Raw genomic sequence first — 3,968 nt, 5'->3', positions numbered from 1 at the left:
CTACGAGCACGACGCGGAGACGCGCGCGGCGCTCGACCTGATCCGCGCGAATCACTTCAGCCCGGACGAGCCCGGTCTGTTCGCGCCGCTGCTCGACGCGCTGCTCGTGCACGGGGATCACTACATGCACCTGGCGGACCTTGCAGCCTATCTCGAGGCGGACGCGCGGCTGGTCGCTCTGTACGCCGATCCCCCGGCCTGGGCGGGCAAGGCGATCCTGAACGTGGCCGCGTCGGGGAAGTTCTCGAGCGACCGCACGATCGCCGAGTACGCGCGAGAGATCTGGCGCGTCAGGCCGTGTCCGGTCGCATGAGGAAAGAGAGGACGCGATGGCCCTCTCGCCTCTCGCCGGCAAGCCCGCCACCAGGGAGATGCTGGTGGACCTCGACCGGCTCGAGCGCGAGTACCACGCGCGCCTGCCCGACCCTGATGACGCCGCGCAGCGGGTGAGCTTCGGCACGAGCGGGCATCGCGGCTCGTCGCTGCGCGGGTCGTTCACGGAGGCGCACGTCCTCGTCATCGCGCAGGCGATCTGCGACTACCGGCGCGCGCAGCGCATCGACGGTCCGCTCCAGCTCGGGAAGGACACTCACGCGCTGTCGTCTCCGGCCGAGCGCACCGCGCTCGAGGTGCTCGCCGCCAACGGCGTGGAGACGCGGATCCAGCGCGGCGACGGCGCCACGCCCACGCCGGCGATCTCGCACGCGATCCTCGCCCACAACCGCGGCCGCACCGGGCACCTCGCCGACGGGATCGTCGTGACGCCCTCGCACAACCCGCCCGAGGACGGCGGCCTCAAGTACAACCCGCCGAGCGGCGGGCCCGCCGACACCGAGGTCACCCGCTGGATCCAGGATCGCGCCAACGAGCTCCTGCCACGCGCGCACGAGGTGAGACGGATCCCGCACGAGGCCGCGCTGCGCGCGCCGACCACGCACGCCGTGGACTTCGTGCTGCCCTACGTGAACGACCTGGGGAACGCGGTCGACATGGACGCGATCCGAGCGGCCGGTCTCGCGCTCGCGGTCGATCCGCTCGGCGGTGCCGGCGCGGACTACTGGGAGCCGATCAACCGCCTGTACGGACTCGACATCGAGGTGGTCGGCGCGCAGGCGGACCCGACCTTCTCCTTCATGACCGTCGACCACGACGGCGCGATCCGGATGGACTGCTCGAGCCCCTATGCGATGGCGCGGCTCGTCGGCCTCAAGGATCGCTACCGGGTGGCGTTCGGGAACGATCCGGACGCCGACCGGCACGGGATCGTGACCCCGTCCGCCGGGCTCATGAACCCGAACCACTACCTCGCGGTCGCAATCGAGTATCTCGTGACCCATCGCCCGCACTGGCCTGCTGGGGCAGCGATCGGGAAGACGCTCGTCTCGAGCAGCCTGATCGACCGCGTCGCCGCTGCGCTCGGACGCCGCGTCCTCGAGGTGCCGGTGGGATTCAAGTGGTTCGTGGCGGGCCTGCTCGACGGGTCGTGCTGCTTCGGCGGCGAGGAGAGCGCCGGCGCGAGCTTCCTGCGCCGCGACGGAACCGTCTGGACCACCGACAAGGACGGCTTGATCATGAACCTGCTCGCGGCCGAGATCACGGCGCGCACGGGCCGCGACCCCGGCGAGCGCTATCGCGAACTGGCCGAGCGGTTCGGCGCGCCGCACTACGTACGCATCGACGCGCCGGCGACGCCCGCGCAGAAGGCGCGGCTCGCGGGGCTGTCGTCCGGCGACGTCGCCGCCTCCGCGCTCGCGGGCGAGCCGATCACGGCCAAGCTCACCGTGGCGCCCGGCAACGGCGCGCCGATCGGCGGCCTGAAGGTGACCGTCCGCAGCGGCTGGTTCGCAGCGCGGCCGTCGGGCACCGAGAACGTCTACAAGATCTATGCCGAGAGCTTCGTCGGTCCCGCGCACCTCGACGCGATCGTGCACGAGGCGCGCGAGATCGTGAACGCGGCGCTGAGACAGGAGTAGCGTGGGACGGACGAAACCGCAGGTTTCCTGCCCACGGGGAGCGCGAGGGGGCGTGCCCCCTCGTGTCGTGGAAGACTGACATGCGCAGAACGCGAAACGCGAAGATCGTCGCGACGCTCGGGCCGGCGAGCAGCAGCGAGGACATGGTGCGGCGGCTCTTCCTGGCCGGCGTGGACGTGTTCCGCCTGAACTTCAGCCACGGCGACGCGGACGATCACGCGGCGCGCTTCCGCACGGTGCGCGCGCTCGAACGGGAGACGGGACGGCCGATCGGCATCCTGGCCGACCTGCAGGGACCGAAGCTGCGGGTCGGCACGTTCGCCGCCGGCGCGGTCACGCTCGTCGAGGGCGAGTCCTTCCGCCTCGACCTCGATCCGGCGCCCGGCGACGACCGGCGCGCGAGCCTGCCTCATCCGGAGATCTTCGCCGCGCTGGTGCCGGGCACGGAACTGCTGCTCGACGACGGCAAGCTGCGCGTGGTCGTCGAACGCTGCGGGGCCGATTTCGCCGCGACCCGGGTCGCGGTCGGCGGGAAGCTCTCCGAGCGCAAGGGCGTGAACGTTCCCGGCGTCGTGCTCCCCGTCAGTGCGCTCACGGCGAAGGACCGGCGCAATCTCGACCTTGCGCTCGAGCTCGGTGCGGACTGGATCGCCCTGTCGTTCGTGCAACGGCCGGAAGACGTGGTCGAGGCGCGGGCGCTCATCGGTGCCCGCGCGCTGATCGTCACCAAGCTCGAGAAACCCCGGGCCGTCGAACAGCTCGACGAGATCGCGACCGTGTCGGACGCGGTGATGGTGGCGCGCGGCGATCTCGGCGTCGAGCTGCCGGCCGAGCGCGTGCCCGCGATCCAGAAGCAGGCGGTGCGCACCTGCCGCCGCCTGGGCCGGCCGGTGATCGTGGCGACGCAGATGCTCGAGTCGATGATCGTGAGCCCGGTGCCGACCCGGGCGGAGGCGTCCGACGTCGCCACCGCGGTCTTCGACGGCGCCGACGCGGTGATGCTCTCGGCCGAGTCGGCCGCCGGCAAGCATCCCGTCGAAGCGGTCGCAATGATGGACCGCATCATCCGGCAGGTCGAAAGCGATCCGCTGTACCGCCAGCTGATCGAGGTGTCCCACACCCCAGCGCGTGCGGGGGGCGAGGTCGCCGACGCGGTCTGCTCCGCGATGGGCCGCGCGGTCGCCCTGCTTCAGGCCTCGGCGATCGTCTGCTACACGAGCTCCGGCCACACCAGCCTGCGCGCCGCGCGCGAGCGGCCGGAGTCTCCCGTGCTTAGCCTGACGCCGAGCATCGCCACCGCCCGGCGTCTCGCCCTCGCGTGGGGGGTCCACTCGGTGCACATCGAGGGCGTACGCGACGTGGCGGAGATGACGGATCTCGCGTGCCGCGTGTCGCGCCGCGAGGGGTTCGCCGAGCCCGGCCAGACCATCGTCGCGATCGCCGGCATGCCGTTCGGCACGCCGGGCACCACCAATCTCATGCGTATCGCGACGGCGTAGAGGGACGCCGAACCCCGACCGAATGCAGACGTTTCGCTGACGACTCGCCGCGGAATCCCCGTTAGTCTGCGCACGGTGATAACAGGATTACCGACATGAACGATCGCTCGATCAACAAGCCGCAGCTTCCAGACGGACACACGTCGATCCTCTCGCCGGCGTTCCGGTACGTCCCGGCGGTGAAAACGGATCTGTCGAAGACGTTCGCCCGCATCCGCGCGCAGCGCGCTGCGCTGCCGCGGGCGGGCGCGACCGTCTCCGTGCTCAAGACGAAACTGTCCGGCTGATCGGGCGCCCGACTCGCCGCTCGAGCACCCGCTCACCAGGGACGGTAGCGGACCACCCGCCGCGGCGTGCGAAACCGCTTCGCTTCGCAGGAGGGACGAGATGGCAATCAAGGTCGGTATCAACGGATTCGGTCGAATCGGCCGGCTGGTCTTCCAGGCGCTCTGCGATCAGGGCCTCCTCGGCAGGGAGGTCGACGTCGTCGGCATCG

Annotated in this window: 5 protein-coding genes; all 5 read left to right on the top strand. The window is 71.0% G+C overall.

The window, feature by feature from the left end; all coding sequences use genetic code 11:
- On the top strand, positions 1–313 hold a 313-nt coding region (locus tag VMS22_15610; protein HXJ35460.1), incomplete at its 5' end, for a glycogen/starch/alpha-glucan phosphorylase.
- Between the two features lie 16 nt (positions 314–329).
- A complete protein-coding gene (gene pgm, locus VMS22_15605; GenBank protein ID HXJ35459.1) occupies positions 330–1,973 on the top strand; it encodes a phosphoglucomutase (alpha-D-glucose-1,6-bisphosphate-dependent) in 1,644 nt (547 codons plus the stop codon).
- Between the two features lie 80 nt (positions 1,974–2,053).
- A complete protein-coding gene (gene pyk, locus VMS22_15600) occupies positions 2,054–3,472 on the top strand; it encodes a pyruvate kinase (GenBank protein ID HXJ35458.1) in 1,419 nt (472 codons plus the stop codon).
- Between the two features lie 95 nt (positions 3,473–3,567).
- On the top strand, positions 3,568–3,759 hold the full coding sequence (locus tag VMS22_15595) for a hypothetical protein (GenBank protein HXJ35457.1): 192 nt from the start codon (positions 3,568–3,570) through the stop codon (positions 3,757–3,759).
- 100 nt (positions 3,760–3,859) lie between these two features.
- Positions 3,860–3,968 (top strand): glyceraldehyde 3-phosphate dehydrogenase NAD-binding domain-containing protein (locus VMS22_15590; protein HXJ35456.1); only part of this gene is annotated, 109 nt, incomplete at its 3' end.

Source organism: Candidatus Eisenbacteria bacterium (genome assembly GCA_035577985.1).
Classification (GTDB): Bacteria; Desulfobacterota; Binatia; order DP-6; family DP-6; genus DATJZY01.
This window is presented reverse-complemented; position numbering and strand designations above follow the sequence as displayed.

Excerpts from the sequence above, each read along its gene's own strand:
- pgm (HXJ35459.1), top strand. The coding sequence starts at position 330 with ATGGCCCTCTCGCCTCTCGCCGGCAAGCCCGCCACCAGGGAGATGCTG.
- pyk (HXJ35458.1), top strand. The coding sequence starts at position 2,054 with ATGCGCAGAACGCGAAACGCGAAGATCGTCGCGACGCTCGGGCCGGCG.
- VMS22_15595 (HXJ35457.1), top strand. The coding sequence starts at position 3,568 with ATGAACGATCGCTCGATCAACAAGCCGCAGCTTCCAGACGGACACACG.